At 65.6% G+C, this 24,234-nt stretch carries 24 protein-coding genes; 7 read left to right on the top strand and 17 right to left on the bottom strand.

Annotated features, from left to right (window positions below):
* Nucleotides 1–34: 34 nt before the first annotated feature.
* The 6 genes from VO57_007585 to VO57_007560 form a co-directional block, all read right to left on the bottom strand.
* Nucleotides 35–688, bottom strand: a complete 654-nt coding sequence (locus tag VO57_007585) for a hypothetical protein (GenBank protein ID XBL71185.1) — start codon at nucleotides 686–688, stop codon at nucleotides 35–37.
* Complete coding sequence (locus tag VO57_007580) at nucleotides 685–891, bottom strand: helix-turn-helix transcriptional regulator (GenBank protein XBL71184.1); 207 nt, start codon at nucleotides 889–891, stop codon at nucleotides 685–687. Before VO57_007580 ends, VO57_007585 begins: the two co-directional genes overlap by 4 nt.
* A 115-nt stretch (nucleotides 892–1,006) precedes the next feature.
* A complete protein-coding gene (locus VO57_007575) occupies nucleotides 1,007–5,194 on the bottom strand; it encodes a translocation/assembly module TamB domain-containing protein (protein XBL71183.1) in 4,188 nt (1,395 codons plus the stop codon).
* The gene (locus VO57_007570; protein XBL71182.1) at nucleotides 5,194–7,335 is read right to left on the bottom strand and encodes a BamA/TamA family outer membrane protein; all 2,142 of its coding nucleotides are present in this window, start codon (nucleotides 7,333–7,335) and stop codon (nucleotides 5,194–5,196) included. The genes VO57_007575 and VO57_007570 overlap by 1 nt, the downstream gene beginning before the upstream one ends.
* 37 nt (nucleotides 7,336–7,372) lie before the next feature.
* Entirely contained in the window at nucleotides 7,373–8,194 is an 822-nt protein-coding gene (locus VO57_007565) for an arginyltransferase (GenBank protein XBL71181.1), read from the bottom strand.
* Between the two features lie 148 nt (nucleotides 8,195–8,342).
* Nucleotides 8,343–9,581, bottom strand: coding sequence for a threonine ammonia-lyase (locus tag VO57_007560; protein XBL71180.1), 1,239 nt, complete (start codon nucleotides 9,579–9,581; stop codon nucleotides 8,343–8,345).
* Nucleotides 9,582–9,724: 143 nt separating this feature from the next.
* On the opposite strand from VO57_007560, the gene VO57_007555 reads away from it, so the two are divergent.
* The 4 genes from VO57_007555 to VO57_007540 all read left to right on the top strand — a co-directional run bounded on the left by VO57_007555 (nucleotide 9,725) and on the right by VO57_007540 (nucleotide 12,627).
* Complete coding sequence (locus VO57_007555) at nucleotides 9,725–11,380, top strand: amidohydrolase (protein ID XBL71179.1); 1,656 nt, start codon at nucleotides 9,725–9,727, stop codon at nucleotides 11,378–11,380.
* 195 nt (nucleotides 11,381–11,575) lie between these two features.
* The gene (locus VO57_007550; GenBank protein ID XBL71178.1) at nucleotides 11,576–11,791 is read left to right on the top strand and encodes a hypothetical protein; all 216 of its coding nucleotides are present in this window, start codon (nucleotides 11,576–11,578) and stop codon (nucleotides 11,789–11,791) included.
* Between the two features lie 155 nt (nucleotides 11,792–11,946).
* Nucleotides 11,947–12,162, top strand: a complete 216-nt coding sequence (locus VO57_007545; GenBank protein XBL71177.1) for a hypothetical protein — start codon at nucleotides 11,947–11,949, stop codon at nucleotides 12,160–12,162.
* A gap of 210 nt (nucleotides 12,163–12,372) precedes the next feature.
* A complete protein-coding gene (locus tag VO57_007540; GenBank protein ID XBL71176.1) occupies nucleotides 12,373–12,627 on the top strand; it encodes a hypothetical protein in 255 nt (84 codons plus the stop codon).
* 87 nt (nucleotides 12,628–12,714) lie between these two features.
* On the opposite strand, the gene tatC is transcribed toward VO57_007540, so the two are convergent.
* From tatC to VO57_007495, 9 genes are all read right to left on the bottom strand, one after another.
* The gene (gene tatC, locus VO57_007535; GenBank protein XBL71175.1) at nucleotides 12,715–13,509 is read right to left on the bottom strand and encodes a twin-arginine translocase subunit TatC; all 795 of its coding nucleotides are present in this window, start codon (nucleotides 13,507–13,509) and stop codon (nucleotides 12,715–12,717) included.
* A 2-nt stretch (nucleotides 13,510–13,511) separates the two neighbouring features.
* Nucleotides 13,512–13,964, bottom strand: a complete 453-nt coding sequence (gene tatB / locus VO57_007530; GenBank protein ID XBL71174.1) for a Sec-independent protein translocase protein TatB — start codon at nucleotides 13,962–13,964, stop codon at nucleotides 13,512–13,514.
* Between the two features lie 23 nt (nucleotides 13,965–13,987).
* Nucleotides 13,988–14,248, bottom strand: a complete 261-nt coding sequence (gene tatA, locus VO57_007525; GenBank protein XBL71173.1) for a twin-arginine translocase TatA/TatE family subunit — start codon at nucleotides 14,246–14,248, stop codon at nucleotides 13,988–13,990.
* Between the two features lie 97 nt (nucleotides 14,249–14,345).
* Complete coding sequence (scpB, locus tag VO57_007520; protein ID XBL71172.1) at nucleotides 14,346–14,945, bottom strand: SMC-Scp complex subunit ScpB; 600 nt, start codon at nucleotides 14,943–14,945, stop codon at nucleotides 14,346–14,348.
* Complete coding sequence (locus VO57_007515; GenBank protein ID XBL71309.1) at nucleotides 14,942–15,688, bottom strand: ScpA family protein; 747 nt, start codon at nucleotides 15,686–15,688, stop codon at nucleotides 14,942–14,944. Before VO57_007515 ends, scpB begins: the two co-directional genes overlap by 4 nt.
* A gap of 83 nt (nucleotides 15,689–15,771) precedes the next feature.
* A complete protein-coding gene (gene nagZ, locus VO57_007510) occupies nucleotides 15,772–16,794 on the bottom strand; it encodes a beta-N-acetylhexosaminidase (GenBank protein XBL71171.1) in 1,023 nt (340 codons plus the stop codon).
* A 98-nt stretch (nucleotides 16,795–16,892) separates the two neighbouring features.
* Nucleotides 16,893–17,867 carry an SPOR domain-containing protein gene (locus VO57_007505; GenBank protein XBL71170.1) on the bottom strand — a complete coding sequence of 325 codons (975 nt, stop codon included), beginning with the start codon at nucleotides 17,865–17,867 and terminating at the stop codon, nucleotides 16,893–16,895.
* 2 nt (nucleotides 17,868–17,869) lie between these two features.
* Nucleotides 17,870–19,615, bottom strand: a complete 1,746-nt coding sequence (argS, locus tag VO57_007500) for an arginine--tRNA ligase (GenBank protein XBL71169.1) — start codon at nucleotides 19,613–19,615, stop codon at nucleotides 17,870–17,872.
* Between the two features lie 79 nt (nucleotides 19,616–19,694).
* Complete coding sequence (locus tag VO57_007495; protein XBL71168.1) at nucleotides 19,695–20,345, bottom strand: hypothetical protein; 651 nt, start codon at nucleotides 20,343–20,345, stop codon at nucleotides 19,695–19,697.
* Between the two features lie 122 nt (nucleotides 20,346–20,467).
* Here VO57_007495 and ispH point away from each other — a divergent pair, with 122 nt between their 5' ends.
* The 3 genes from ispH to rnhA are packed head-to-tail and all read left to right on the top strand — an operon-like array spanning nucleotide 20,468 to nucleotide 22,875.
* Nucleotides 20,468–21,439 carry a 4-hydroxy-3-methylbut-2-enyl diphosphate reductase gene (gene ispH / locus VO57_007490; GenBank protein ID XBL71167.1) on the top strand — a complete coding sequence of 324 codons (972 nt, stop codon included), beginning with the start codon at nucleotides 20,468–20,470 and terminating at the stop codon, nucleotides 21,437–21,439.
* A 19-nt stretch (nucleotides 21,440–21,458) separates the two neighbouring features.
* Complete coding sequence (locus tag VO57_007485; GenBank protein XBL71166.1) at nucleotides 21,459–22,430, top strand: homoserine kinase; 972 nt, start codon at nucleotides 21,459–21,461, stop codon at nucleotides 22,428–22,430.
* Nucleotides 22,431–22,440: 10 nt separating this feature from the next.
* The gene (rnhA, locus tag VO57_007480; GenBank protein ID XBL71165.1) at nucleotides 22,441–22,875 is read left to right on the top strand and encodes a ribonuclease HI; all 435 of its coding nucleotides are present in this window, start codon (nucleotides 22,441–22,443) and stop codon (nucleotides 22,873–22,875) included.
* Nucleotides 22,876–22,895: 20 nt separating this feature from the next.
* Here the strand turns inward: rnhA and VO57_007475 are convergent, their stop codons facing one another.
* Nucleotides 22,896–23,072: a YegP family protein gene (locus VO57_007475; protein ID XBL71164.1), complete on the bottom strand. Its 177-nt coding sequence runs from the start codon at nucleotides 23,070–23,072 to the stop codon at nucleotides 22,896–22,898.
* A gap of 64 nt (nucleotides 23,073–23,136) precedes the next feature.
* Nucleotides 23,137–24,234 (bottom strand): FAD-binding oxidoreductase, encoded by a 1,098-nt coding sequence (locus tag VO57_007470; GenBank protein ID XBL71163.1) that lies wholly within the window; start codon nucleotides 24,232–24,234, stop codon nucleotides 23,137–23,139.

Raw genomic sequence — 24,234 nt, 5'->3', positions numbered from 1 at the left:
CCGGCGGCCTTTTTGTTTGCCTTTCGCCCCGCCCTCAATTGGGTCCGCGCATCATCAGCCCACGTCTTGCAGTCTGCCAGAACGCGCCGATCAGCAGGGTCGCCGCAAACATGGTCAGCCAGTCGAGCGGCGCAGGCGGCGCGACAAAGTCGAGATGAGCAAGCAACGCCCAGCCGCCGCCGAAAAATGCCATCAGATAAAAGGCACTCGCCACCGCATCATTCGACAGGGCCCGTTGCAGCTCGTCGATGTGGCGCTGCATTGCGATGCTCAGGATAGAGGCGGCGATAATCGAGGCGACGGCGACGATCGCGCTGATCTCGGCGGCGACGAAGCCACCTTCCCCAGAGACCGCCAGCACGCCCAGCGCAAGGCCGATCAGCACCGTCGCTACCCCGCTGTAAGCCAGCATGCGCGACTGTTCGCGCAGTTCGTCCGCATCCTCGACATTGAGGAATTTGGCGCCCACCGCGGGGTTCAGAGCACCGAGCAGAACGGCCACTCCGCACAGGGCATAAAGGACCCCGACGAGGCCGGCGATTTCGCGCGAGGTACCCAGCCCGTCGCCGCCGTCGATCTCGGTCAGCTGGAGGAAGGCGAATGCGCCCAACCCGCCAGAGACTGCTCCCACGATCAGCGGGACTGCAAGCCGACGCCAGATCGGCTTTTGCTGGATATTGGTAGTCATTCGGAGGGCTCCCAGTCGTCGATAAACAAATCCGGCACGTCGACGGCGAACAGCTTCGCCATGCGCAGTGCCAGCGGGAGAGAGGGATCGTACTTGTCGGTTTCGACCGCGTTGATCGTCTGGCGGGACACGCCGAGCCTGCGGGCAAGCTCGCCCTGGCTCCAGCCCGTCCCTTCGCGGTAGTGCTTCACACGATTTTGCAACCGACCATTCTCCCGGCAGCACCCACCCCGGGTGCTGACAAGAGCTCTTTACAGTCAAGAGCTCTTGTCAGTCAAGAGCTCTTGTCAGGTCGCGCTGGAGGCCGCAGCAGGTTGGCTAGTAATCCCGGCTCGCCTCCACGGACACACCGTTACGCCCAACGGTCGAAACCGTGGCCAGCAGCGAAAGCCAGCTGGTGATCCGGAATTCCGCATCGGTCGCGCTGTAGCCGCGCCCATCTGTGATCAGTTCGACATAGAACCGCCGTCCGATGTTTTTGCCCAGCGCAATCGACGTCCCCCGGTCAAGCACCGGGTCCGCCGAGACGATCCGCAGCCGATCGAGCCCGATGGCGCTGCGCAGCTGGTTGATCGGGTCGAGCCCGCCGCCTCCGCGCAGCGAAGCGACCGCCGCGCCGAGCTGCAAGGCATCGGTGGCAGACAGGCTGGTGATGGAACCGCCGAAGAGCAGGCGCGAGAGGATTTCCTCTTCCGGCAGGGAGGGGTTGGAGCTGAAGGTGATCTCAGGCTGCTGGGCATTGCCCTCCACGCTGACCGTCACATCGATCCCGTTATTGTCGGTCTCCGCGACGATGTCGAGCCGGGGGTCGATCGCGCGACTCTCATCGAACTCGATCCGCCCGCGGGTGACCTCGAAGCGTGCGCCCGCAAAGGTGTAGTCACCCCGGATCAGGTTTGCCTCGCCCCCGATCCGCATCTCCTGCGTGGTGCCGCGCACGCGGACATCGGCGCTCCATTCGCTGTCCAGCCCCATGCCGTCCACATCGACGCGGCTCGGCGCGCGCGCATCGACCAAGAAGCGCCACGGTGCGCCCGGTGCAGACGGCTGGTAGCGATCGCGCGGCAGATTGATCTCGCGCGTGTTGATCGTGGGAATGCTCGCAGTCTGTGCCCCGTTGCCCAGACGCCAGCTTGCCTTTTCGACCAGCAGGCGCCCGGCGATGGTGCCGCCCGATCCATTGGAAACGATCCGCAGCGGGCCGGTAACGGTTGCCTGCAATCCGCGAGCATCGATCAGCTGCGCCTTTTGCGCCGCGGCACGAATATCGATTTCCGGCCCGCGACCAGGGCCCAGATTGGCAAGGTCGATCACACCGCTTCCGTTGATCGCGCCACCATTCGGCGCAGTGCCACGGAACTCGGTGATCTGCAGACGCGACCCGGCGAAGGCACCGCGCACGCTCGCGTCGCGAATATCGGTTCCGGAAACCGAACTCTGCACGCGCAGATCATCGCTCGACAGCGACCCGCGCACGCGCGGGTCGGCCAGCGTGCCGCGAAGATCGGCGGCAACCGCGACCGGCCCGGAAAAGTCGAACAGGTCGATCGCAGCCAGCCGCCAGAGCGATTGCGCTGGGCCACGATAGCGCAGCTGACCGAACAAGTCGCCCGCCTGAAGACGTTCGAACAGGCTGCCATTGCGCGGCAGGTCGGAGATCAGCGCCTGGATTCGTCCGCCTTCGGTCCCGTTATCGTCGAGGATGGCGCGCGTCTGAAGCCGGTCTGTCTCAAGCCGCGCGACCAGCGACAGGTCGACCGGGCGCGAGGCGAGGATCACGCCAGAGCGGGTGAACTTGTCGACCCTCACGCGCGCTTCCCCGGTGGGCAGCCCGTCCTTGGGCGCGGCATAGGTGATTGTGCCCGACAGCGATCCGCCGAGCCCCGCATCGCCCATCACGATATCCGCCAGCGACAGGGGGATGTCGCGCACATTGAGGTCGAACCGGGTGGCTTCGCCACCCATGCGGCCCTCGGCAATCACGAAGCCGTCGCCGTAATCGATCTGAGAGCGCTGGAGCGCCCAGCCGCCACCTTCGAGCTTGGTCAGCACCGCGCGGCGCGGCATCGTCAACTCTTTCCCGGCGAGGTTGCCGCGCGTGGCCAGCGCAATACGGTCGGGCGCGATGTCGGCTGCGAGCTGCAACGCGAACCCGCGCCCGCGCCGCCCGGCAATCGCCGCATTCACATCGCCGCGCCCGTTCACCAGCCGCGCATCGGCGGTCATCCGCCCGATGAACAGGTTGCCGTAGAGGATTCCCTGCGCGCTCGCTGTGCCCTGAATGGTCGTATCGCCGTCCGCGATCTGACCGCTCATATCAATGTCGGCCTCCGCGATCTCGAGCGTGGTTGCCCCGCCGAAGCGCGCATTGCGCGCCGCCAGCGCAACGTCGAAGCCCTGCCCACCGCTGCGCGGCGCGAGCATGATCGTCCCGTCGAGCCCGCCACCAGTCAGCGCCAGCGTACCGCTGGCAGCGCCGCCGCCCAGCGTCAGATCGCCGGTCACGCTGGTTTCGGAGACGGTCAGAGTTTCCACCGCAATGCGGGTCGGCCCGCCCGGGGGCGAGAACAGGCCGAGCGTGCCATCGAACCGGCCGAGCGTCGAATCGCCCTCGGTCTCGATCCGGAAGCCCTCTTCGATCGGGCTCAGCGCCACGCGCACGTCGCGCAGACCCGCAGCGGGCAGCGGCTCTGCGAACACCAGCACCGCTTCGGGGCCACGGTCTGTCAGTGATGCTTCGACAGTGAACGGCCCGTACTGCGCCTGCCGTCCGCGCCCGGCCACGCGTGTGGTACCCGGCGTAACCTGCCCGTCGAGCACCATGTTCAGCTTGCGCGAGTCGAGCCGCACCTGGCGGAAATCGATCGGCGCGTTCTGCGCAAGCGACACCCCGCCGGAAAAGTCGATCACCGGCCCCGCCAGATTGACAAGTGTGTCGTTGGTGACGCGCGGCACCTGCCCGCGCACGTCGGCGGTTAGGTTCCAGGCACCGTTATAGAGGAAGTCGATCGAACCGCCTGCATTGACCCGGCCGATCTGGTCGAAGGCGAGCCCGTTGACCGCCACCGGTCCGCGCACCTGCCAGCGGTTTTCCGCGACATTGCCGTTGAGCGAGAGTTGCGCGCTGGCATCGGGGAAATTGATCCGGATGCTGTCGGACACCAGCTCGCGCCCCGTAAACACCAGCCGGCCGTTGGCGGTGCCGCCGATCAGCTGCGGATCGGCGAGCGCATTGCCGGTCTCGATCCGTCCGACGCGTGCGTCGATCGGGATTACCCAGCGGCTACCATCATAGGTCGCGGTGCCTTCCTGCGCGATATTGCTGATCGTGGCGCTGCCAGCATCGAAGCGCTGCGCCACGAGGCGGAAGGGAATGGCGAGATCGCGGAACGGCCCGTCGATCGTGCCGCTCGCCTGTGCGCCGACCAGTTGCAGGTTCTCCCCGAACAGGCGCGGATCGCGCACCGCGGCCTCGAACTTGATGGCGTCCGCGCGATTATCCGCCAGGTTCGCGCCGCCTTCGGCGACCAGCGAGAGGCCCTGCCCGATCAGCTTGAGCTTGCCGTCGAGAACCCGGTCCGCAAAAGTACCGGCGGCCTCGATACGCGTGTCGCGGCCCAGCGCGCGCTGAGGAATTCCGGTGAGGAACGGTGTCGTGTCGGCCCGCCCGACAACGCCGTATTTTCCGTCCTTCGCGCTCAGCCGGAAGCGGGCGACAGATTCGCCGTTACGGTTGAGCAGCATGTCGCCCGACCAGTCTTTCCAAGTGCCGTCGCCGTCGATCCGCCCGACATAGTCTCCATCGAGATTGGCCAGACTCGTGATCACTCCGCCTGCTGGCGCATCGACGCGCATGTCGACATCGAAGAGATCGCCATCGGGCTCGGCAGTCAGGTCGAGCACCAGCCGGTCGCCCTCCCCGAAGCGCCCGTTGGCCTTCACCATCGCGCGACCATCGCGGATATCCGCGCTGCCGACCAGATTGACCTGCCGCCGCGCATCGCCCGCGATGCCCGGGGCCAGCGTCCAGTCCACCAGCTCGAGCTCGTCGATCCGGATGTCGAAGCCCGGCAGCATAGGCGAATCCGGATCGCCGGGATTGAGTTTCGGCAAACGCTTGAGCTCGCCCCGCCGCGCTTCGACCGAGTCGATATCGAGCCCGCTGCTAAGCCAGGCGAACGGATTCCAGTCGAGATCGACCTCGGGCACGGTCAGGAACACGCCCTGCGGGTCCGCGAGCGAGAGGTCGTGCAGGACGAGATCGCTGTAGATGCTGCCCTCGATCCGCCCGATCGAGATACGCAGGCCCGACTTGGGCTCTATCTTGGCGACCTGGTCGACGATCCAGCGCTTGCCGATCGGACTGTTGAGGCCTGCGACCAATGCCGCGCCCAGCAATGCCAGCACGACCACAATACCCACGGCCCACTTGGCGATGCGCGTACCGGTGCTCTTTGCCCGCGGCGCGTCTTCGGTCGCCTCTTCCCGGATCGCCTCTTCGCTCATCAGAAGGCCTGCCCCAGCGAGACGTAGACAGCGACGAAGCTGTCGGTCGGACGCGGATTGATCGGGAAGGCGACGTCCAGCCGCAGCGGGCCGAATCCGCTCAGGTAGCGCACACCGACACCGGCGCCGACGCGAATGTCCTCGAAATCGGGATATTGCTCCACCCCGACAGACCCTGCATCGACGAAGGGCACGACCTGCACCGCGCCGTCGAACAGCGGGGTCGGAATACGCACTTCGGCCGAGACTTCGACCAGCGAGCGCCCGCCGATCGGATCGTTATCGTCGTTGCGCGGCCCGATGGCCCGATAGCCGAAGCCACGCACGGAGCCGCCGCCACCAGCGAAGAACCGCCGCGAGGGTGCGATGTCGTTGAGCCCGGCCCCGGTGATCGAGCCGACGCCGACGCGCCCGGCGAGGATCGGACCATTCTCGCCGATCTGTTTGTAATAGGACGCATCCGCCTGGTTGCGGACGTAGAAGCTCTGCATCCCCTTCGTGCGCGAAACCTCGGGCGAAGTGCGCAGCGAGACTCGGAAACCCTCGGTCGGGTTGAGCAGATCGTCGGTGGTGTCGATCTGCCCGTAGAGCGGCAGCGCGGCGACGAAATAGGTCTGGCGCGGCGGCGGGGTGGCGCTGTCGAGGCTGCTGTTATCGATATCGAACGCAAGCCGCTCGTCCGATGCGACCAGTTCAAGCCCCATGCTCCAGCTGAACGGCTTCTGGAAAAGGAGCGTCGAAAGCTTCTCGTAGGTTGCGATCAGGCTGGCGGTGTCTGCGGCGAAGGCGGTGTTGTCGAGAGAGCTGGCGAAGGCGTCGACCGTCAGGATGCGGTCGCGCCCGCCGAAATTGCTCTTGCGGAAGGTGATGCCCGCCAGCTGTTCCTGCGTGCCGACAACGCCGCGCAGCTTCAGCGCGCCTTCGGGCGGGAACAGGTTGCGATGCTCCCAGCTTGCCTCGACGCGGACGCCCTCTTCGGTGCCATAGCCGATAGCGCCCGCGATGGTCCGCAGCTTCGCCTTGGTCAGGCCGACCTTCATGTCGACCACGCCCGGCTCGCCATTGGCGGGGGCCTTTGCCTCCACCGGAGTGATGGTTGTGGAAGAGACCAGGCCGGTGGCGATGATCGCGCGGCGCAAATCCTGCTCGTCGTCGCGGTTGTAGATATCGCCAGGCTCGAACCTCGCGATCGAACCGAGGTGTCTGCCGGAGAGGAAGTCCGGCTCTTCGGAGATCACCTTGCCGAAGACGTAGCGACCGTTGGGCCGCACCGGCATCGTCAGATCGCCTTCGATCCGGGCATGGTCGATCAGCAGCTCGGGCGCGTCGATCTCGGCGAAGGGATAGCCGGTATTGCCCAGCGCGGTGTCCAGATCGCCCCGCTCGCGCACGATGTCGTAGCTGTCGACATAGTCGCCGGGCTTGAGCTCGAACGCGCCACGCAGTTCCTGGAAGTTGGGTGCCTGATCAAGATCGCCCAGATCGATAGTGCCGAATGTGAAACGCTCGCCCGGCAGCACGTTGAAGCGGACCTGCGGCCGCTCGTCAGACCCGTCGATCAGATTGGGGCCGACCTCGCGCACGATCTCGCCATCGTAATAGCCATAGGCGCGCAGCAGGCGCACCAGCAATTCCTCGTCCTCGCGCGCCCGCGCACCCAGCTGGCCGACATTGGTCTCGCTGTCGCCATAGGCCTCGATCGTGGAAAGGCTGGTGAACTGGTCGACGAAATCATCCATCTGCGGGAACGCGTCGGGCTCGCTCGGGAAGGCGAGCGCCAGTTGTTCCGTCAGATCGATCACCACCGGATCGATCAGCAGCGGCCCCGCCTGCAGCGGATTGTCGTCGGCGAAGGTCGCCGTGCCGTCGTCCTCGACCTGCTCGACCGGCGCCAGCTCAAGCGGATCGGGCCAGTCGATGGTCAGCCCGGGCAGATCGGCCAGCGGGCTCTCGGGCTCCAGCTCCGGGGCGTCGGCCGGGAACGGATTGGGCCCGTCGATCGGCGTCGGCTCTTCGGGAGGCACGCCATCGGCGGCCCATTCCTGCGCATTGTCGATCGCTTCGTCGGGGATCAGCGCTTCGAGTTCGGGACTGGCCGAGCGATCCTGCGCAAAAGCGTAGCCGGGATGGCTGGCAAGCACTGCGGCAAGCGCGGCAATGCACGCACCGCGCGCGAACCTAGCGGGTGACGGCGAGCGCCTTGTCGCCTGCTCCGGCAGCAGCGCCGCCTTCGCGCACGGCTTCCTGGATGAGACGATCCTGCTCTTCGGTTCCAAGCCGGCGCCATCCGCGCGGGCCGAGCCGTTCGAGCGGGCGGTAGCGAATCTTGTACTGCATCCGCGCGGAGCCTTCGACCCAGTAGCCGAGATAGACATAGGGCAGGCCCTCTTCGGCTGCCCGGCGGATGTGATCGAGAATGATGTAGTTGCCAAGACCCGACCGTACCTCGTTCTCCGGGTCGTAGAAGCTGTAGATCATCGACAGCCCATCACCCTGCCTGTCTGTCAGGCAGGCGCCAACCAAGCGACCCGTGGAGCCGTCGTCTGTCGGCTCCCTGTATTCAATAACATAGCTCGACACGGGCGTATGCTCCACCATGTCGGCATAGTCCACCTCGTCCATGCGCGTCATCCCGCCTTCGGGATGGCGCTTCGCGAGATAATCCCGCAACAGCTCGAATTGTTCCGAAGTCGCCCACGGGCGGCATTCGGTCGCGATCAGATCACTGTTGCGCTTGAGAATCCGCTTCTGCGCCTTGGACGGGGCGAATTCGGAAGTCACCACCCGAACCGAGACGCAGGCCTGACAGTTCACGCAACTGGGCCGGTAGGCGACCGTCTGGCTGCGCCGGAACCCGATCCGCCCGAGCGCTTCGTTGAGCTGGTCCGCATGCGGCCCCTTCAGCTCGGTGAAGACCTTCCGCTCCATCCGGTCGGCCAGGTAGGGGCACGGCGCGGGGCTGGTCACGAAAAAGCGAGGGAAACGAACGGGGGCAGTCACGGCTAGGCCTGGCGCTCCTGGCGATGGCGTAAATCTATCGATCGGCGGCTGGCCAAAGGATATGCCTCACCAGCCCCCGTCTTAGAAGGGCCTTAACCACAAAGCAGGGTTAACGAGACCTTATTTTGCACATCTGTGGCAAAACGGATCAGGCGAGTTCGACGGAATGAACGTCGTAACCCGTCTGGCGCATGTCCGCGATCAGCGCGTCGACCTGCTCCTTGTTGCGCGCCTCGCACTCGATTTCGGTGATCAGGCCCTTTGCCGGCAGCTTGGTGAACACCCGCTGGTGATAGACCTCGATGATGTTGACGTTGTGCCGTTCGAACAGGGAGACGACCTTGTGCAGCGCGCCCGGCTGATCCTTCAGCGCGATCCGCAGCCGCGCGAGCCGCCCCTGCCGCGCCAGATCGCGCAGCAGCACGGTGGCGAGCAGGCGTGAATCGATATTGCCGCCGCACAGCGGTAGGCCGATTTTCTTGCCCGCAAACTTCTCCTTGTTCGCCAGGACCGCGGCGAGGCCCGCAGCGCCCGCGCCTTCGACCACGGTCTTCTCGATCTGCAGCAGCAGCGCGACCGTGTGTTCCAGATCCGGTTCGCCCACCAGCAGGATCTCGTCGACCCGCTCGGCGATGATCGCGCGGGTGAACTGGCCCGGCTCCTTGACCGCGATACCTTCGGCCAGCGTATCGCCACCGGTGGGATTGTCAGCGCCCGACAGGACATTGTGCATCGACGGGAATAGCGAAGCCTCGACCCCGACCATGTGGATGTCGGGATTGATCGCCTTGGCGACCGTCGCCATTCCGCTCATCAGCCCGCCCCCGCCGATCGGCACGACGAGACAATCGAGATCAGGCTTGTCCTCCAGCATTTCGAGCGCGACCGTGCCCGCACCCGCCGCCACATTGGGATCGTCGAACGGGTGCACGAAGGTGAGCCCGCGTTCTTTTTCCAGCTGGCGCGCATAGGCATAGGCTTCGTCGAAGCTATCGCCTTCGAGCACCACATCGCCGCCGACCGCTTCGGTCTGCATCACCTTCACCGCAGGGGTGGTCTTGGGCATCACGATGGTGACCGGCACGCCGAGGCGCTTTCCGTGATAGGACAGGCCCTGGCTGTGATTGCCCGCCGAAGCCGCGATCACCCCGCGCGCACGCGCTTCTTCCGACATCAGCAGTAGCGCGTTGAGCGCCCCGCGCTCCTTGTAGGCCGCGGTGAACTGCAGGTTTTCGAACTTGAGCCAGATTTCCGCGCCGGCAATCTGCGACAGGGTCTGCGATTTCAGCATCGGTGTGCGCACGACGGCATCCCCGATCCTTGCGTGCGCGGCACGCACATCGTCGAGAGTCAGCTGGTCGAGCGCGGAAGCGTTGGGCTTGGTCATGCGGCGACGCCTAGAGGCAGCTTGCCTCCCCTGCAACATAGACGCGCTTGCCTGCCCGATAGGCGTGCACGCCATTGGCAGGCCGCCGGCTTGGCGTTAGTCCAGCGCGTAACTCCTTCGTTACAAAGAAGACCATACCTTCCATGAAGCTTCTGCCCCTGTTCGGCGCAACTCTTGCGCTGCTGTGTTCCACCTCGGCAGCGGCCGACGTGCTGATCGACAACGTAAAAGGCATCCGGATCGACGAGGATGGCGACGTCGATCGCTTCACCGGCCTGTGGGTCGATGACGACGGCACGATTCTGGAGGTGCTCGACAAGGGCGACAAGCGGCCCGAGCACCCCAAATATCTCTCCGACATGGACGGGCAGATCATCGTGCCGGGCATGATCGATGCGCATCTGCATGTGATGGGTATCGGCTTCGGCGCGCTGACACTGGATCTTTCGGAGACGAACTCGCTCGAAGAGGCGCTTGCGCTGATCACGCAGTTCGCGCGCGAGAATCCGGGTCGCCCGTGGATCCTCGGGCGCGGCTGGAACCAGGAGAAATGGGGCCTGGGACGCTTCCCCACCGCCGAGGAACTGGACCGTGCGGTGAGCGACCGGCCCGTTTTTCTTGAACGGGTGGACGGCCATGCCGGCTGGGCCAACACACTTGCGATAGAGACCGCAGAGCTCGGCGCGGACACCAAGGACCCGGTGGGCGGGCGGATCGAACGCGACGCGGCGGGCGCACCTGCGGGCGTATTCGTCGATGCGGCGGCCGATCTGGTGCAAAAGGTGGTGCCCGAGCCGCGCCCGGTCGACCGCGATGCGGCGCTGCAGGAAGCGCAACAGATTCTGCTCGCCCAGGGGATCACCGCGGTCGCAGACATGGGGACCACCCTGCTCGACTGGCAGACCTATCGCCGTGCGGGCGACAGGAACCAGCTGCGCATCCGGATCATGTCCTACGCCGCCGGGATCGAGGCGATGGAGGTGATCGGCGGCACCGGACCGACCCCGTGGCTGTATCAGGATCGCCTGCGCCTCAACGGCGTGAAGCTCTATCTCGACGGCGCGCTCGGCTCGCGCGGGGCGTGGCTCAAGCAGCCCTATGCCGACGATCCTCAGAATACCGGCCTGCCGCTGCTGTCCGACACGCAGCTGCGCAATCTGATGAGCCGCGCGGCGATGGAGAATTATCAGATCGCGGTTCACGCGATCGGCGATGCCGCCAATGCCGAAGCGCTCGCCGCGATCGAGGAACTGTCGGAAAGCTATCGCGGCGATCGCCGCTGGCGGATCGAGCATGCGCAGATCGTCGATCCGCTCGATATCGAGCGTTTCGGCGAATACGGCATCATCGCCTCGGTCCAGCCGGTCCACCAGACCTCCGACCGGGTGATGGCCGAGGCCCGGCTGGGGCCGGACCGGCTACTCGGGGCCTATGCGTGGGCGAGCCTGGCCAAAAGCGGTGCGCGGCTTGCGCTGGGATCGGACGCTCCGGTCGAATCTGCCAATCCCTTCGTCGGCATGGCGGTCGCGATGACCCGGATGGACGCGGACGGCCTCCCGCTGGAGGGCTGGATGCCGGACGAGCGCCTCTCCCGGATGGAGGCATGGCGCGGCTTCACCAGCGACGCCGCCTTTGCAGGTTTCGCCGAAGGTCGGTTCGGGCGGCTGGTGAAAGGCGAGCGGGCCGACTTCGTGGTCGTCGATCGCGATATCTCGCGTGCGAGCCCGGAAGCCATCCGCCAGACGCAGGTGCTCGAGACATGGGTCGGCGGCGTGCGCGCCTACCGTCGCGGGCGGTGACGCGGAGCGCCAGCTTCTGGCGAAACCGTCGCAACATCGCCGGTAATCAAAGTTTCATAACTCTTACCTAGGGCGGTCTCCACAAAGTCCACGGGACGCCAGCCCCTGCGTGCAAACCGCGGGGGTTTTGCTTGCCAGAGGTGGTCTACATCAAGATCGCGTGGCCCTCTCGCCATGCCGGAAGGAGATCGAAGAATGCGCAAGATTGCTCTTTTGACTGCTGCTCTCGGCCTCGCAGCCGCTCCGGTCGGAGCGCTGGCCGGCAGCCGGGATATGGCTCCGGTCGAAAGCGGGAGCGAGCTGGGCGGCACTGGCGGCATTCTGGCCGCCATGGGCATCGCTATGGTGATCGCCACCGTCATTCTGGTAACCGACGGCAACGACGATCCCGACCTTTCGGTCAGCAACTAAGGACGGGTAAAGAGTGGTCGTTGCCAAATGGCAACATGACACGCCCTGCCCTCTTTTTTTTGAGTTTTCCGGGTTGCAATAGCGCCCAAATCCAATCATTACTCGCCCCGAACCAGTTTCGACAGCTTACTCGATACCCTGAGGAGACTTAAGTTATGAAGATCCGTACCATGGCCGCTGCTGCAGCCGCTCTGTCGCTCGTCGCCGCTCCCGCGGTTGCCGAAATCAGCGCCGATCGTGCCGCTGCTCCGGTTGAAGGCGAAAGCGAACTCGGCGGTGGCGTCATTCTCGGCGTTGCTGCTGTTGCCGCGATCATCGGTGGCATCATCATCGCTGCCGACACCGACGACGATACGCCGGTCAGCAGCTAAGTCTTTCGCGACTTATCGCATAAAGAAAGGGCTCCCGTTTCGGGGGCCCTTTTTGCGTTTATGGACGATATACTTTAGATCGGGCGCTGCGAACCTGCCGATCTTGCGAATGGGCATCCTGGTTTCCTCTTCCACGCCTTCCTAACAGCCATTGTCAGGTCCCCACTGTTGCAAATCCCACAAATATCTGTACGGTTCGGCGCAAGTCGCTTGGAAGAGAAGAAGAAGGGGAAATATCGCATGAAGATTCGCACGCTCGCTGCGGCCGCCGCCGCACTTACGCTTACCGCCGCTCCCGCAGTCGCCGAAGTCAGCGCCGAACGCGTTGCAGCTCCGACCGCTGAAGAGAGCGAACTCGCCGGTCTGGGTGCCGGTGCTTATGTTCTCGGTGCCATCGGCCTGGGTCTGATCATCTACGGCATCATCGAAATCTCCGACGACGACGACGATCCCGTCAGCGCCTAAGTCGGACATCAGTTCGAATGCTGAAAGGGCTCCCGCTTCGGGGGCCCTTTCTTTTTGTGTCCACGATCCCGGCCGGCTGCCGACAACCTAGGCGACTTCGGACGACTCCGTATTGTCACCCGACGCCCGCTTCTCGCGCTTCTGCAGGATCAGCATCACCAGCAGCGATCCTTCGAACAGCAGGTAAAGCGGAATGGCCAAGATTAGCTGCGAGCCCGGGTCCGGGGGAGTGGCGACCGCAGCCAGTGCCAGCACGCCAACGACGACGTAGGCCCGCGCCTTGGCCAGCGTGGCGCGCTGGACCAGTCCCGCTCGCTCGAGCAGCAGCAACAGAACCGGCAACAGGAAGCTGATCCCGAAGGCGAGGATGAACTGCATCACGAGGCTCAGGTACTCGCCCGCGCTGGGCAGTGCCTCGATCGGCAACCCGCCCGCGCTGCCTTGGAAGCCCAGAAAGAAGCGAAATGCGGTCGGCATGACCACGAAATAGGCCAGGCTCGCCCCGGCAATGAAGAAGATCGGGGTCGCGATCAGGAAGGGCAGCAGCGCCTTCTTTTCCTTCGCGTAGAGCCCCGGCGCAACGAAGGCCCACAGCTGGTTGGCGATGAACGGAAAGCTGACGCAGAATGCGCCGAACAGGCCGACCTTCATCTCGACGAAGAAGACCTCGTACAGCTTGGTATAGACCAGCCTGCCCTGTCCCGGAGGAAATGCCTCAGCCAGCGGTCGGGCCAGAAACGCGAGGATCTGGTCGGCGAAATAGAAGCATACGCCGAATGCGATTGCGAGCACGAAGACCGAGCGCAGCAGGCGCGTGCGCAGCTCGACAAGGTGCTCCATCAGCGGCGCCTGCGTTTCATCGATGTCGCGCAAAATACCCATGCTCAGGCCTCGCGATCCCGACGGGGTTCGTCTTGGTCGAGCGGCAGGCGCGGCTCTACGGCGCTGTCAGGCTTCTCGGCAGGCGTTGCAGCACTCTCCGCATCCAGTCGCGCCTCTGCGGATGCCGAAATCGTCGGCGTTGCGCCGGGCACCGGATCGTTGGCATGCGGATCGTGCGCAGAGTCGGCGGTAGGCGCGGGCGGCAGCTCGGTCATCTCACCGGGATGATCGCGCATGATCTGCGCGTTGCGCTCCTGCCACTTCTTTTCCATTTCCTCTAGCTCGGCCTCGCGCACCATCGCGTCGAGCCCGGCACGGAAATGCGCCGAAACCTTACGGATCTGGCCGATCCACCGGCCTGCCGTACGCAGCGCCAGCGGCATGTCCTTCGGCCCGATCACGAGGATCGCGACGACCGCGATAATCAGCAGCTCGGAGGCTCCGATATCGAACATCGGTTGCGGAGCCCTCTATTGAATCAGGAAGCGCGGTCGGTCGGCTCGGCCGTCTTGCTCTCGCTGACGGTTTCCCCGGCGGGCTTGGCATCGTGGGCAGGGCCTTCGATACGCGCGGCAGGCTTGTCCGACGAAGAGCTACTGTCCTCGTTCATGCCTTCCTTGAAGCTTTTGATCCCCTTACCGAAATCGCCCATCATCTCGGAGATGCGGCCGCGCCCGAACAGGACGAGCACGACGATCGCGAGAATGAGAATCTGCCAGATACCGACTTGTCCGAACATAACTGCCTCTGTGTGATCTTCGGCCCGCATATAGGCGTTACGGCGACGGACTTCCACCCGCCAACGACGAGCTGCGCGTAATCATCGCCCGCGTGGGTCAGGCCTCGTCGGCGGAGGTGTCTGCGTCGTCGCCCGCCATCTCCGCCTCGAAGGCCTCCTCCACCGGATCGAGCATGCCAGTCGCCCGCAATTCGTCGATTCCCGGCAAATCTCTGCGCGATTCGAGCCCGAAATGGCGCAGGAATTCGGGCGTGGTCGCATAGATCAGCGGACGTCCGGGCACCTCGCGCCGCCCTGCAGGCTTCACCCAGCCCGCCTCCATCAGCACGTCGAGCGTGCCGCCAGAGGTCTGCACCCCGCGGATCGATTCGATCTCCGCCCGGCTCACCGGCTCGTGGTAGGCGATGATCGCGAGCACTTCTGTGGCCGCGCGGCTGAGCTTGCGCAGCGATTCGCGTTCGCGGCGCAGCAGATGCGCGCAGTCAGGGGCGGTCTGGAAATGCCAGCGCTTGCCCCGCTCCACCAGATGGATGCCCCGCGGGGCGTAGAATTCGGCGAGGCGCGCGAGCGCCGCCCGCACTTCGCCCTTATCCGCATCGCCGAGGTGCGTGGAGAGCTGATCCACGCTCAGCGCATCTTCCGAAGCGAACAGCGCCGCTTCCAGCGAGCGATCGAGCGATTCGGGCTGTCCGCTCATGTCGCTGCCCGGCGCAGACGCAGCGGGCCGAAGATATCGTCCTGCGCGAGCTGCGCACGGCCCGTGCGCGCGAGTTCGAGCGCGGCGACGAAGCTGCTCGCCAGCGCGGACTTGCGCAGCCGCCGGTCCGCGCCGGGGGGCAGGAAGTCGCGCAGTTCCATCCAGTCCATCGCTACGCCGAGCATGCTGGAAACCCGGTCGAGCGCGCTTTCCAGCGTCATCACCTGCCGATCCCGCACCGTATGCAGCGCCGGTGCATTACGCAGCTTCACCTGCCCGTAGGCGCGCACCAGATCGTAATAGCCGACCTGCCAGCTGACCGTGCGATCGGTCCGCAGCCCCTCTGGCTGGCCGCGCAGGAACACGTCACGGCCCAAGCGGTCGCGGCCCATCAGGCGGCCTGCCGCCTCGCGCATCGCGCCCAGCCGCTGGAGCCGCAGCTGCAGGCGCAGCGCGAGCTCTTCGGGGCTCGGATCCTCCTGCTCGTCCAGGGGCAGCAGCAGCGCGGATTTGAGGTAGGCCAGCCACGCGGCCATCACCAGGTAATCGGCAGCGACCTCCAGCTTGAGGTGTTCCGCGCCTTCCAGAAAATCGAGATACTGGTCGACCAGTGCGAGAATCGAGATTTCGCGCAGGTCGACCTTCTGCTTGCGCGCCAGTTCCAGCAGCAGGTCGAGCGGACCTTCCCACCCGTCGAGCGCGAGATGAAGCGCGCCCTGTTCGGCGCCATCGGGCGCGGCGATCCCGCGCCAGTCACCCTCCTCGTCAAGCGCCTCTCCGAAATCGAGCACCGTGCCGCCCTCGGAATCGGCAGGTGGCGGATTGATCACAGCGCCACGTCCGCCGCTGCGAACAGCGCATCGCGTATCGCGACCAGCGCGTCGGGATCGGCCGGGCTTTCCGGCACCTCGACGCTGGCAAGCGCGCGGTCCAGCCGCGCTGCGCTCTCGCTACTTATGGCGCCACAGGCCTCGACGATGCCGGCCATGTCGTCCAGCTTTGCCCAGCAGTTGAGCACCAGATCGCAGCCCGCATCCAGCGCGCGGACCGAACGTTCCGGGATCGTCCCGTCGAGGGCCTGCATGTCGATATCGTCGGTGAGCAGCAGACCGTCGAAGCCGATTCGCTGGCGGATGATGTTCTCGACCACCCACGGCGACTGCGTCGCAGGCCGCTGCGCATCCCAGTCGGTAAACACGATATGCGCGGTCATCCCGATGGTTGCGCGGCCCGCCAGATGTTCGAACGGCGCGATATCGATCATGAGATCGGCATCCTGCGCGTCGACCACCGGCAGGTGCTTGTGGCTGTCGGCCGTCGCGCGGCCGTGGCCGGGCATGTGCTTGAGGCAGCCGGCCACGCCCGCCGCGGCCATCCCGTCGAGAATCGCGCGGCCCAGCGCGGCGACCTGCATCGGTTCGGCACCCAGCGCACGATCGCCGATCACGTCGTCGGTTTCGGGCCGGGCGACGTCGCAGGGCGCGTGGAAATCGACCGTGATCCCGGCAGCTGCGAGTTCGGTCGCCATCGCCTCGCTGTTGAGCCGCATCGCCTCTATGCCCGAGGCAGGCGCCTTCTCGTACAGCTCGCCAAAGCGCGCAGGCGCAGGCCATTTGCGCCATTCGGGCGGGCCGAGACGGGCGACACGCCCGCCTTCCTGGTCGATCGAGACCAGTAGGCGATCGCGTCCGTGGATTTCCCGCAAGCTATCGGTCAGCCGCCGCAGCTGCTCGGGATTCTCGCAGTTGCGCTTGAACAGGATGTAACCTGCCGGGTCGGCCTCAAGGAAAAATGCCCGCTCGTCGGCGGTCAGTTCAGGGCCGGAACAGCCGAAGATTGCTGGCGTCATGACATGGGAAAGGTGGCCGGAAAGCTGCCCCGCTGCAAGAACGGGAGGGTCCATGACGGTGGAAATCCGGGCGAGCGCATGCCCGCCCGGGCGTTCCCCTAGCGCTTGATCTGGCTCGCCACCCCATCGGCCTGCAGCGCATCGCGCAGGCGGCGCGCCGCCGCCATATCGCCGGGCAGCGCCTGCAGGCGATAGACCGTGCCGATATCCGCCTCCCCCTTCACGATCCGGTATTCGACACCGGAAAGCGCATCGGTCTGCCGACGGAGCGCAGCCCAGCCTGCCCGCGCGGTCGCCTGATCGCGATAGGCACCGACCTGCACCGCGATCCGGTTGTCGGAAGCTGCCGAGGCGCTCGATTCCGCCTCTGGCTCCTTGGCAGGCGACGGTTCGGCAATCGGTTCGGGCGTGGCGGATTTTTCCGCCAGACGACCCTCGCGGCTCTCGCCCTCGCCCACTGCCGGGGCCATGTCTCCGGTCCCCTCGAAGGTCTTGCCACCGGGATTCTCGGGCCGCTCCTTGTAGGGGCCCTCGGGAGCCGCGATCACGCTGCCATCGGCCTGCGGCGCGTTGTCGCCCGTCCGATCGGTAAAGTACCAGATCCCGCCGACCAGCAGGGCGAGCAGGACCAGCCCAAGCACCACGAAGCCGGTGACGCGCCACGCATCGACGCTCTCGATTTCCTCGTAATCGGACGATTCGAGCCACGGCAGCGCATCATCGTCGCTTACCAGGCCGAGATCGTTACCGTCGAAGCCGGGCTCGCCCTCATCAACGGCGTCTTCGCTGGCATCCTCGACGCCATCATCCGCCTCGGGCTGTTCGGCCTGTGGTTCGCCAGCCTCGCTTACGGTGCCGCCTTCGTCGGACCCGCCGGCAAGCTGCATCGCGGGCTGCTCTTCTGGTGCCGGACCTTCGCGCGGCGCTTCATCCGCAACCGCGGCCTCGTCGGCCGGAGTAGATTCGTCACCATTCGCCGTGCCATCGGCGGGCGTCGTTTCAGCCTGATTGTGCTCGACCTGGGAGCGATCGTCCCCGTCGCGATCCCCCTCGCGATCATCCCGATCGATCATCGTTACATCTCCTCAACGGCCTCCACCCCGAGGAGACCCAGCCCATTGCGGATAACCTGACCTATTTGAGCGACCAAATAAAGCCTTGCCCCGCTAAGCTTGCGATCCTGTGTCAGGATGACCCTTTTTGAAGAATCATCGTTTCCAGCGTTCCAGAACGCATGGAATGCGGCCGCGAGGTCGTAGAGGTAGAAGGCGATCCGGTGCGGCTCACGCGCCTGCGCCGCCGATTCGACCAGCCGCGGATACTGCGCGGCCAGCTTGACCAGCGCGACATCGTCGGCGGTCAGCGCGTCGAGCGCCTCGTCGGACGGGGCCAGCCCTTCCTCCGCCGCCTTGCGCATGGTCGAACAGATGCGCGCGTGGGCATACTGGACGTAGAAGACCGGATTGTCCTTGCTCGCTTCGACCACCTTGGCGAAGTCGAAATCCATCTGCGCTTCGGGCTTGCGGGTCAGCATGGTGAACCGCACGACATCCTTGCCAACCTCGTCGACAACATCGGCCAGCGTCACGAAGTTGCCCGAGCGTTTGGACATCTTCACCGGCTCGCCATCGCGCATCAGCTGGACCATCTGGACCAGCTTTACATCGAACGGGATCGGCTTGCCCTGCCCTTGCGATAGCGCAGCGACCGCAGCCTTGATCCGCTTGACCGTCCCTGCGTGGTCCGCGCCCCAGATATCGATCAGCGCATCCGCATTCTCGGCTTTCTGCATGTGGTAGGCGAGGTCTGCGCCGAAATAGGTCCAGCTGCCATTGGACTTCTTGATCGGGCGATCCTGATCGTCGCCGAATTGGGTGGAGCGGAACAGCGGCAGCTCGACCGGCTCCCAGTCTTCGGGCGTCTTGCCTTTGGGCTTTTCCAGCTCGCCATCGTAGACGAGGCCCTGCTCGCGCAGCCAGGCTTCGGCCTCGGCAGGCTTGCCCGCGGCCTGAAGCTCGGCTTCCGAGGCGAACACGTCGTGCGCGATGCCAAGCTTGGCGAGGTCGGCGCGGATCAGGTCCATCATCGCCGCGACCGCGCGGGGGCGGAACAGCGGCAGCCATTCGCTCTCCGGCGCGGCGGCGTATTCATCGCCGAATTCCTCGGCCAGCGCCTTGCCGACCGGGATCAGATATTCGCCGGGATAGAGCCCTTCGGGAATCTCGCCGACGCTTTCGCCCAGCGCTTCGCGATAGCGGACATGCGCCGACCGGGCGAGCACATCGACCTGCCCGCCTGCGTCATTGACGTAATATTCGCGGGTGACCGAATGCCCCGTCGCATCGAGCAGGCTGGCCAGCGCATCGCCCACCACCGCGCCGCGGCAATGGCCCATGTGCATCGGTCCGGTCGGGTTGGCGGAAACGTACTCGACGTTGATCCGCGTGTCCTTGCCCATGGACGAGCGACCATATTCCCCACCGAGCGAACCGATCGCGCGAATCTCGTCGACCCATGCGCGATCCGCGATGCGCAGGTTGATGAAGCCCGGCCCGGCGATCTCGGCGCTTTCGATGTCGGGGTCGCGCTTCAGATGCTCGACGATCTGCTCGGCGAGCGCGCGCGGATTGGTCTTGGCCGGTTTGGCGAGGACCATTGCGGCGTTGGTCGCTATGTCGCCATGCGCGGGATCGCGCGGCGGCTCGACCGACACGTTGGCCCGGCTCACATCGGGAGGCAGCGTGCCTTCAGCTTCGAGCGCGGAAAGCACGGCATCGATCCGCTCTGCATAGGCGGCGTAAATCGTGGCAATATCTGACATGAGCGCCCGCTTAGCCGGTTTGACGCCGGGGACAAGAGCGTGCGCTTGCGGGAGCGGTACGCTCCCGCTCTTTCAGGCCCTAGCGGGTGGCGTTGTAAGCCAGCTGCTCGTCGGACAGCTGGAAGCCGACCAGAAGTTCGAAACTGGCGGACTGCACGGCGGCGCGCACTTCGGGATCGGCCAGCGGGTCGAGTGCGGCGTCTTCGTCGCCCGCCTTGCGTTCACGCGTGATCCGCTCGCGCACATCGGCGGGCAAGGTTGCATCGGCGCGATTGATGAAGGCACCGGCCTGCCCCTGCCCGACCGCACGGTCCTGTCCATCAGCAAAGGCGATCCGCACCGTGCCGACCTTCTTGGTCACCACCGAGCTGCCACCGCGCAGCACGACGGAGAAATAGGGCAGCTCGACGGTACGCGCGCCGCGGGTGTCGCTGCGGGTCGCGTAAACATCGAAGGTGGCGTTGGCATAGATCCGCTCGCCCTGCTCGTCGCACGTGGTGCGCAGGTTTGTCATCGTCGCTTCGACGTCCATGTCGCGCGCCAGGCGGCTGGTCGGCGAGCTGAAGGTGGTGATATCGCCGGTGTAGTCCGGGATGCCCACCGCAGGGCACAGGCTGCGAACCGCCGTGACCCCGACGCCCTGGTTGACGACCAGATCGCCCGGCTTGGCGCAGGCAGACAGCGCGAGAACCGCAGCAGCGGGGGCGATAAGGCGAACGGCAGCATGCATATTTCGGTCGTATCCCTCACTCGATCGAGCATCGAACGCGTCAAACTCGTCCCGGCACCTAGCGGCGCGCGAGCAGAATGGCTAGATAGCGGCTTATGAACGCCGCATTTCCCGCTGAACAGATGCCCGCCGATCAAACTCCCGCCAAGGAGGACGACCGGCCAGGCCTCACGATCCTCATCGCCGCGCCGCGCGGCTTTTGCGCCGGGGTCGACCGAGCAATCGAGATCGTCGAGCGTGCGCTCGAAAAATACGGCGCGCCGGTCTATGTTCGCCATGAAATCGTCCACAACCGCTATGTGGTCGAAGGCCTGAAGGCAAAGGGCGCGATCTTCGTCGAGGAACTGGACGAGGTGCCCGACGACGCGCCGGTGGTGTTCAGCGCGCATGGCGTGCCCAAATCTGTGCCCGCAGAAGCGGAACGGCGCGAGCTGCTCTATGTCGACGCGACCTGCCCGCTGGTCAGCAAGGTTCACCGCCAGGCGGAACGGCTGCTCGAAAAAGACAAGCACATCCTGTTCATCGGCCACGCCGGGCATCCCGAAGTGATCGGCACCATGGGTCAAGTCGCCAAGGGCGAGATGACGCTCGTGGAGACGGTGGAGGACGTCGCGAACCTCCCCTTCACCAGCGAGGACGATCTCGCCTTCCTGACCCAGACGACACTCTCGGTCGACGATACCGCAGAGATCATCGCGGCGCTGCAGGCGCGCTTCCCCTCGATCGCCGCCCCCAAGGCGGAAGACATCTGCTACGCCACGTCCAACCGGCAGGCAGCGGTCAAGGAACTCGCGCCGGGCAGCGATCTGGTGCTGGTGATCGGCGCCCCGAACTCTTCCAATTCGCTCAGGTTGGTCGAAGTGGCAGAGCGCTGCGGCACCACCGCCAAGCTGATCCAGCGGGCGGACGAGATCCAGCCCGAATGGCTGGAAGGCGTCGGCACTGTCGGCCTGACAGCAGGTGCCTCCGCGCCGGAAACGCTGGTCCGCGAAGTGGTCGACAAGCTCTCCGAATGGCGCACGGTCGAAGAACGCCCGGTGCTGGTCACCGAGGAGAAGATGACCTTCAAGCTGCCCCGCCAGCTGGCAGACTGACGCACGCCTCGCCGCGATCGTGGCCGTCTACACACACCTCACCGCGGGCGAGATCGCCCGGTTTCTCGCCCGCTTCGATGTCGGCGCGCTGCGCTCTGCCAAGGGCATTGCCGAGGGCGTTTCCAATTCGAACTGGCTGATCGAGACCGAGCGGGATGGTGCAGCGCGCCGCTTCATCCTGACCGTGTTCGAAGCGCGCACGGAGGCGGCGGACCTGCCGTTCTTCCTCTCCCTGCTCGATCACCTGGCAGGCAAGGGCCAGCCAGTCCCCCGCACGATCCACACCCGCGACGATGCCAACATGACACTGGTGCGCGGCAAGCCCGCCGCGCTGATCGAGTTCCTGCCCGGCGTCTCGATCGACGACCCGGACGAGGCGCAGGCCCACGCCGTGGGCGTCGCGCTGGCCGACCTGCATCTGGCGACGCGCGATTTCACGCAGACGCGGCAGACATCGCTCGGCATCCCGACCTGCGTCGGGATGGTTCGTGACCATGCGGCGCGGCTGGGGGAGGTCGATCCGGCGCTGCCCGACATCCTGCCCGATTGCGGCGCATCATTGCTGGAGTCATGGCCCGAAGGCCTGCCCGACGGGACGATCCACGCTGATCTGTTCCCCGACAACGTGCTGTTCGTGGGCGAGCAGGTCACCGGGCTGATCGATTTCTACTTTGCGTGCACCGGGCTGCTCGCCTTCGATCTTGCCGTAACCCACGCCGCGTGGAGCTTCACCGCCACGGGGAACGACTTCCGCCCCTCGATCGGCCGCGCGCTGATGGCGGGGTACGAGAGCAGGCGCCCGCTCACGCAGGAAGAGCGGCAGGCACTGCCGATCCTCGCCCAGGGTGCGTGCCTGCGGTTCGTCGCCACACGGGTGGAAGACTGGTTCGCCACCCCGGCCGACGGGCTGGTTCGCCGCAAAAACCCGATGCAGTTCGCGCAGCGGCTTGCATTCTACCGTGACCGGAGCGAAGCCGCGTTCCAGAGTTAGACGGATTACCATGAGCGACGTACAGATTTTCACCGACGGGGCCTGCAAGGGTAACCCCGGCCCGGGCGGCTGGGGCGCGCTGCTGCGCAAGGGAAAGACCGAGAAGGAGCTTTCCGGAGCAGAGCCCGACACGACCAACAACCGGATGGAGATGACCGCCGCGATTCGGGCGCTATCGGCGCTCAAGCGGGGCTGCACGGTCGATCTCTATACCGACAGCAAGTACCTGATCGACGGGATCACCAAGTGGCTGCCCGGCTGGCAGAAGCGCGGCTGGCGCACCGCCGACAAGAAGCCGGTCAAGAACGAGGATCTGTGGCGCCAGCTGGCGGAGCTGACCGCAACGCACTCCGTCACCTGGCATTGGGTCAGGGGCCACTCCGGCCATGCGGAGAACGAGCGGGTCGACAGGCTCGCCAGCGATGCTGCGGAAAGCCTGCGCTAGAGCCCCGGGCTAAACCGGCCTCAGGAGTTGTCGATCACCTCGGCACCCGGGCCGTTACTCTTGATCGAATCGATCGCGTTCTGCGCACTCGCCTTCGAGGAGTAGCCCTCGGTCGAGAACATGATCTCGGAATTATATTTGAACCGGACGCGAAACTCCCCGGCCTTGTCTTTGTAAATCTCGAATGTGTGGGCCATTTTGTGCCTCTCCTCCTTCGATAGGTTCGCGGGAGGGCAGCCTAACTGATCGGGTGGCTGATCTCTACCCGAAGCGGGCTGGGGAGAAGCTCTGCTCGTCCAGCGCCTGCGTCATCGCATCGCGCGGCCTCTCGAGGAACAGCTGGCTGGCGAGCCGCGCGGCGGCGGGTGCGGTCTGAATGCCGAAGCCGCCCTGCCCTGCGAACCAGAAGAATCCGGACAGCCGCGGGTCCCACCCATAGACCGGCTTGCGATCCGGCGCGAAGCTGCGCAGTCCGGCCCAGGTCCGCTCGACCTTGCGGATTTCTGCATCGACCACTCCCCCGAACCGGTCGATCGCCTGCGCAACCGCCAGCTCCTCCGGCGCAGCATCGACGGGCGGCACCGGAGTTTCGTCATGCGGGCTGAGCCACAGACTGCCGCCGCCTTCCGGCTTGAAATAGAACCGCCCGGATATGTCGAGCGTCAGCGGCCCTTCCCTGGGCAATGGCGGATCGACCGACAGCTGCAGCATCGTGCGCAGGAGCGGCTGGATGCCCAGCGGGCGCGCACCCGCCATCCCGGCGAGCGTATCAGCCCATGCCCCTGCCGCGTTGACGATCGCCGCCGCGCGCCATTCGCGACCGTCGGCGCAGCGGATCGCCCAACCCTCGCCCTGGCGGTCTAGCGACTGGACCAGCGCACGAACTTCCAGCCGTGCTCCGCCCTGTTTCGCCGCCTTCAAATAATGCTGGTGCAGGCTCGCTACGTCGATATCGGCGCAATGCGGCTGCCAGATCGCCTCGCACCATTGGGGCAGCAGGCTCGCCACGTAATCGCGCGCCGCACCGGTCGCCAGCCTATCGAAGCGCGCGCCGCTATCGGCGAAACGTGCCGCGAAGGCATCCAGCTTCCCCGCATCCTCGGCCCGCCCGATATACAGCGCGCCGCGCGGGCTGAGAAAGCCGCCCTCACGCAAAAAAGTTTCCGACGCACGGCTGAGCGGTACCAACTCAGGCCCGCCGTAGCATTCCTCCCAGAACGCCGCCGAACGCCCGGTCGTGTGGTAACCGGGCGCATCCTCACCCTCCAGCAGCAGGACGCGGGCATGCGGTGCGATTTCCGCGGCAAGGCTCGCCCCGGCTATCCCCGCGCCGATAATCGCAAGATCATATTCGGCCAT

This window comes from Citromicrobium bathyomarinum, assembly GCA_001306305.2.
Taxonomy (GTDB): Bacteria; Pseudomonadota; Alphaproteobacteria; order Sphingomonadales; family Sphingomonadaceae; genus Alteriqipengyuania; species Alteriqipengyuania bathyomarina.
This window is presented reverse-complemented; position numbering and strand designations above follow the sequence as displayed.

Excerpts from the sequence above, each read along its gene's own strand:
- VO57_007585 (XBL71185.1), bottom strand. The coding sequence starts at position 688 with ATGACTACCAATATCCAGCAAAAGCCGATCTGGCGTCGGCTTGCAGTC.
- VO57_007575 (XBL71183.1), bottom strand. The coding sequence starts at position 5,194 with ATGAGCGAAGAGGCGATCCGGGAAGAGGCGACCGAAGACGCGCCGCGG.
- VO57_007560 (XBL71180.1), bottom strand. The coding sequence starts at position 9,581 with ATGACCAAGCCCAACGCTTCCGCGCTCGACCAGCTGACTCTCGACGAT.
- VO57_007555 (XBL71179.1), top strand. The coding sequence starts at position 9,725 with ATGAAGCTTCTGCCCCTGTTCGGCGCAACTCTTGCGCTGCTGTGTTCC.
- VO57_007550 (XBL71178.1), top strand. The coding sequence starts at position 11,576 with ATGCGCAAGATTGCTCTTTTGACTGCTGCTCTCGGCCTCGCAGCCGCT.
- VO57_007545 (XBL71177.1), top strand. The coding sequence starts at position 11,947 with ATGAAGATCCGTACCATGGCCGCTGCTGCAGCCGCTCTGTCGCTCGTC.
- tatC (XBL71175.1), bottom strand. The coding sequence starts at position 13,509 with ATGGGTATTTTGCGCGACATCGATGAAACGCAGGCGCCGCTGATGGAG.
- tatB (XBL71174.1), bottom strand. The coding sequence starts at position 13,964 with ATGTTCGATATCGGAGCCTCCGAGCTGCTGATTATCGCGGTCGTCGCG.
- tatA (XBL71173.1), bottom strand. The coding sequence starts at position 14,248 with ATGTTCGGACAAGTCGGTATCTGGCAGATTCTCATTCTCGCGATCGTC.
- scpB (XBL71172.1), bottom strand. The coding sequence starts at position 14,945 with ATGAGCGGACAGCCCGAATCGCTCGATCGCTCGCTGGAAGCGGCGCTG.
- nagZ (XBL71171.1), bottom strand. The coding sequence starts at position 16,794 with ATGACGCCAGCAATCTTCGGCTGTTCCGGCCCTGAACTGACCGCCGAC.
- VO57_007505 (XBL71170.1), bottom strand. The coding sequence starts at position 17,867 with ATGATCGATCGGGATGATCGCGAGGGGGATCGCGACGGGGACGATCGC.
- argS (XBL71169.1), bottom strand. The coding sequence starts at position 19,615 with ATGTCAGATATTGCCACGATTTACGCCGCCTATGCAGAGCGGATCGAT.
- VO57_007495 (XBL71168.1), bottom strand. The coding sequence starts at position 20,345 with ATGCATGCTGCCGTTCGCCTTATCGCCCCCGCTGCTGCGGTTCTCGCG.
- ispH (XBL71167.1), top strand. The coding sequence starts at position 20,468 with ATGCCCGCCGATCAAACTCCCGCCAAGGAGGACGACCGGCCAGGCCTC.
- rnhA (XBL71165.1), top strand. The coding sequence starts at position 22,441 with ATGAGCGACGTACAGATTTTCACCGACGGGGCCTGCAAGGGTAACCCC.
- VO57_007475 (XBL71164.1), bottom strand. The coding sequence starts at position 23,072 with ATGGCCCACACATTCGAGATTTACAAAGACAAGGCCGGGGAGTTTCGC.
- VO57_007470 (XBL71163.1), bottom strand. The coding sequence starts at position 24,234 with ATGGCCGAATATGATCTTGCGATTATCGGCGCGGGGATAGCCGGGGCG.